General features: G+C 34.7%; 7 protein-coding genes. 1 reads left to right on the top strand and 6 read right to left on the bottom strand.

The window, feature by feature from the left end:
• Nucleotides 1–25: 25 nt before the first annotated feature.
• The gene (locus FDW96_RS11925; RefSeq protein ID WP_047692439.1) at nucleotides 26–730 is read left to right on the top strand and encodes an N-acetylmuramoyl-L-alanine amidase; all 705 of its coding nucleotides are present in this window, start codon (nucleotides 26–28) and stop codon (nucleotides 728–730) included.
• Nucleotides 731–843: 113 nt separating this feature from the next.
• Here the strand turns inward: FDW96_RS11925 and FDW96_RS11920 are convergent, their stop codons facing one another.
• The 6 genes from FDW96_RS11920 to FDW96_RS25055 form a co-directional block, all read right to left on the bottom strand.
• Nucleotides 844–1,413: a hypothetical protein gene (locus FDW96_RS11920; RefSeq protein WP_212732879.1), complete on the bottom strand. Its 570-nt coding sequence runs from the start codon at nucleotides 1,411–1,413 to the stop codon at nucleotides 844–846.
• A 23-nt stretch (nucleotides 1,414–1,436) separates the two neighbouring features.
• Nucleotides 1,437–1,619 (bottom strand): hypothetical protein, encoded by a 183-nt coding sequence (locus FDW96_RS11915; protein ID WP_137365744.1) that lies wholly within the window; start codon nucleotides 1,617–1,619, stop codon nucleotides 1,437–1,439.
• Between the two features lie 113 nt (nucleotides 1,620–1,732).
• Nucleotides 1,733–2,002, bottom strand: coding sequence for a hypothetical protein (locus tag FDW96_RS11910; protein ID WP_036852757.1), 270 nt, complete (start codon nucleotides 2,000–2,002; stop codon nucleotides 1,733–1,735).
• Nucleotides 2,003–2,170, bottom strand: coding sequence for a hypothetical protein (locus tag FDW96_RS25060; RefSeq protein WP_170974699.1), 168 nt, complete (start codon nucleotides 2,168–2,170; stop codon nucleotides 2,003–2,005). It abuts the gene before it with no gap.
• A 173-nt stretch (nucleotides 2,171–2,343) separates the two neighbouring features.
• Nucleotides 2,344–2,691, bottom strand: coding sequence for a hypothetical protein (locus tag FDW96_RS11905; RefSeq protein ID WP_137365743.1), 348 nt, complete (start codon nucleotides 2,689–2,691; stop codon nucleotides 2,344–2,346).
• Nucleotides 2,691–2,864 (bottom strand): hypothetical protein, encoded by a 174-nt coding sequence (locus FDW96_RS25055; protein ID WP_156125609.1) that lies wholly within the window; start codon nucleotides 2,862–2,864, stop codon nucleotides 2,691–2,693. The genes FDW96_RS11905 and FDW96_RS25055 overlap by 1 nt, the downstream gene beginning before the upstream one ends.
• Nucleotides 2,865–3,065 lie beyond the last annotated feature (201 nt).

Raw genomic sequence — 3,065 nt, 5'->3', positions numbered from 1 at the left:
AAGAACAAACGGAGGATAAAAAAGAATGAATATAACTAATGCTGGCGTTCGTGGGCATAATCCTACTGGGGTTGTGATTCACAATGACGCAGGCTCAAATGGTGCTAATGCTAGTTTCTACAATAATTGGCTACCTACGCACAACCCTGAAAATGGTTTTGCTCATGTTTACATTGGAAACGATGGCCGCTTACAGGCTTCTGACTTCTCTAATATGGCATGGCATTGCGCTAACTCATATGGTAATGCAAATTATGCCAGTTGGGAAGTGTGCCAATCAGAGGGAGATTTAAACCAATTCTTGAGAAATGAACAAGCAGTACTGGACGATGTAGCTAAGTACATGAAACAATGGGGACTAATTCCTAATCGTGATACTGTAAAGCTACATCAAGAACTTTCAAGTACAAGTTGCCCTAGACGGTCAGTAGAAGTCCATGGTGGCACTTTAGAGAGTTGTCGCTCATACTTTATCGCAGAACTAAATAAACGCCTTACAGGACAAACTGGAGGCTCTAACAATAACACAACAGAAAGTGGAGAAATCGAAATGTTCCTAATTAATTGCAAAGACACTAAAAATTGGTATGTATGTAACGGAGTTTCAGCACGACATATTAAAACAACACGTATGCTTGGAGGTTTCCAAGGTAAATTTGGAGTAATCAAGTTACCAGAAACTGTTATGTTCCAAGCCGAATTTGAAGCAGAGTACGGAAAAGTAAACTAAAAAAAGAACCTCACTTAATTGTGAGGTTTTCTTTTGTAATTGAGCATATTTTAAAGATGATATACCTACTTTCTATTATTTAATTTATTATATATTTACTAGCTGTTTTATATTTACCACGTTTCCCATGCTGTACCGCCTGAACCTTGGTATATACTTACTGCTTTGTCTAAATAATCCTGTGGACTTAAATTAGATACCTGCCCATGCACGCTTTGCATTATCTGTAATAGTCCCCAGCATGATAACTCATTTTCAACATAAGGGTTTCCGCTCGACTCCTTATAAATCACATCAAGCCATTTACTAGCACTTACTCCTGTCTTACTTGACATGTAATTCGCAGCTATTTCTGGGCTAACTTGTGACCAATCGCTTCCAATAACCGAGCTTGTAGTCTGTTGCGCAGGCTCTTCAATTTGAAGTCCAGCTTTTGAATTATCCGTATCTTGTGAGTCAGTATCATTTTGAATAATTGATTTTTCCCTGTCCCTCTCCCTAGCGTGATTAATAGCTTCTCTTCGTTGTTCTTCAAGTGCTTTCTCCTTAGCTTGCTTTATATGCTCATATTTTGCTTTCTCTTGTGTTTTAAACTCTTGTTGATATAATTGTGCTACAATATCATTAAAGCCCTTGTCTGCCTTTTTATGAGCTTTCTGAATCAATGCTATACTTTTAAGCATGTCGTCTGTTAAAATAAATATAGTTATTCTCCTTTATAAATTTCGTACTTAGTCACTAGCCACATTTTTGCATTATGGCTATACTCGCATTGGTATTGGTTCAGTGGGTCTTGCTCGTTCAATATTTTAGCTATCATTTTACCGCAGTGTTCTGGATTGACCGCTGAATTTGCTTTGTTTGTGTAGTGTTTTAAAATTTCAACCATTTATAAAAATATCCAGCCTAATAATTGGTTATATGAATTTACTGCTATTTCATTGTTTACTTGTTTCTTTTGCATAAATACATCATTCAAATTCTTACCTCCTGTTCCATGGTTCAATTGCTTACCTGCTTAATGGCTTCAAAAATGTTTTTTCCAGTTTGTTCTAGAAATTCATCACTTACAGTTACACTCTTTCTTGAAAATAGTTCATTCTCAATCTTTATAAAGTGCAACGCTTTAGCCAAAAACTGCGCTGATGATTCATAGTATAATGTTTCTAGTTCATCATCTGAAAACTGTGTTAAATCATCATTATCAAAAGTTGTAAGTTTACGTTTAATTTCTTTGCCTTCGTCGTTCTCTTCTACGTAGTAACGTTTCATTTATTCGTCGTCCTCATCTTCATCTAATTCAAGCTTTTCTATTTCCCAATAACTTAAGTAGTCATTTATAGTTTCTTCACATATTGTACAAACTGCACTTAAATTACCACAACAACCGCAACCATCAGCGCACCAACCTACTGTTACCCATTTGTGTTTGCATTCCATTTATTTCATTCCTTTAATTTCAAATTTTTCAATAATATACCTTTTAGAACCAAGCTCGAAACTTATTAGATAATTATTGAAGCAGTCTTTTTTGTTCAAGCCATTAGCAATTTTTCGAGCTGTTGACCGTGGATATTTTGAACTATTAATCTTACGCGTGTACTTATGTAAAATCATTTTATTACCTCTCTTTGCATTCTACGCTTTAATCGTTGCTTATATAGATACTCCTTGCTTGGCTCTAAGTTCGATAATATCTCATCTAATAAGTCAAACGCTTCTCCGTTGTTTCCTACGCTATCAATCTTTTTAAGTGTAATTTCGTGCATTTCATCATCATTGAAAAACATAGTAAGATAAGGGAATGCTACGGTATTCGGTAAACTCAAACGTGATTTAGTCATTTTTAAGTTAGGGTATTTACCTGTTTCAGCTTTAACTTTTGATTCAAATTGACTTATTCCGATACCTTGCTCTTTTAGTGAGTTACTTATTCTTTCGTATAATTCTTCATTTGTCATTATGCTATAACCTCAGTGATTTCAGTATATTTTTTAAGTTCAATTCTTTGTTTTTCAGGTAACAATTCAAACCATTCCAGAGCTTCTCTTTTATTATAAAACTTACGGCTTTCAAATTCTCCAAAATCATCTGAAAAGTATCGAGCTATGTAGTATGTAAATTCATCTTTCATTATCCAATTACTCCTGTCTTAATGTTTAATCTTTGCTGACTTGATAAGTGATAACAAGTGCACCATTTGCAATAATAAGCTCTAACTGGTATCTTATCATCTTTATTCTTCTTGCTCTTTTTAGTATGCTGGGCATTCGCTATTGAATATAAAGCGCCCATTTTTGTGTATTTGCGTTTCTTACACATAATCTAACCACTC

The sequence above is a fragment of the Citrobacter sp. TBCS-15 genome, from assembly GCF_005280815.1.
Lineage (GTDB): Bacteria > Pseudomonadota > Gammaproteobacteria > Enterobacterales > Enterobacteriaceae > Citrobacter > Citrobacter werkmanii.
The sequence above is the reverse complement of the archived record's forward strand: the minus strand, read 5'-3'. Positions and strand labels throughout refer to the sequence as shown.

Bases quoted from the DNA above. Each gene is read 5' to 3' on its own strand.
- FDW96_RS11920 (WP_212732879.1), bottom strand. From the start codon at position 1,413: ATGCTTAAAAGTATAGCATTGATTCAGAAAGCTCATAAAAAGGCAGAC.
- FDW96_RS25055 (WP_156125609.1), bottom strand. From the start codon at position 2,864: ATGAAAGATGAATTTACATACTACATAGCTCGATACTTTTCAGATGAT.
- FDW96_RS11910 (WP_036852757.1), bottom strand. From the start codon at position 2,002: ATGAAACGTTACTACGTAGAAGAGAACGACGAAGGCAAAGAAATTAAA.
- FDW96_RS25060 (WP_170974699.1), bottom strand. From the start codon at position 2,170: ATGGAATGCAAACACAAATGGGTAACAGTAGGTTGGTGCGCTGATGGT.
- FDW96_RS11915 (WP_137365744.1), bottom strand. From the start codon at position 1,619: ATGGTTGAAATTTTAAAACACTACACAAACAAAGCAAATTCAGCGGTC.
- FDW96_RS11905 (WP_137365743.1), bottom strand. From the start codon at position 2,691: ATGACAAATGAAGAATTATACGAAAGAATAAGTAACTCACTAAAAGAG.
- FDW96_RS11925 (WP_047692439.1), top strand. From the start codon at position 26: ATGAATATAACTAATGCTGGCGTTCGTGGGCATAATCCTACTGGGGTT.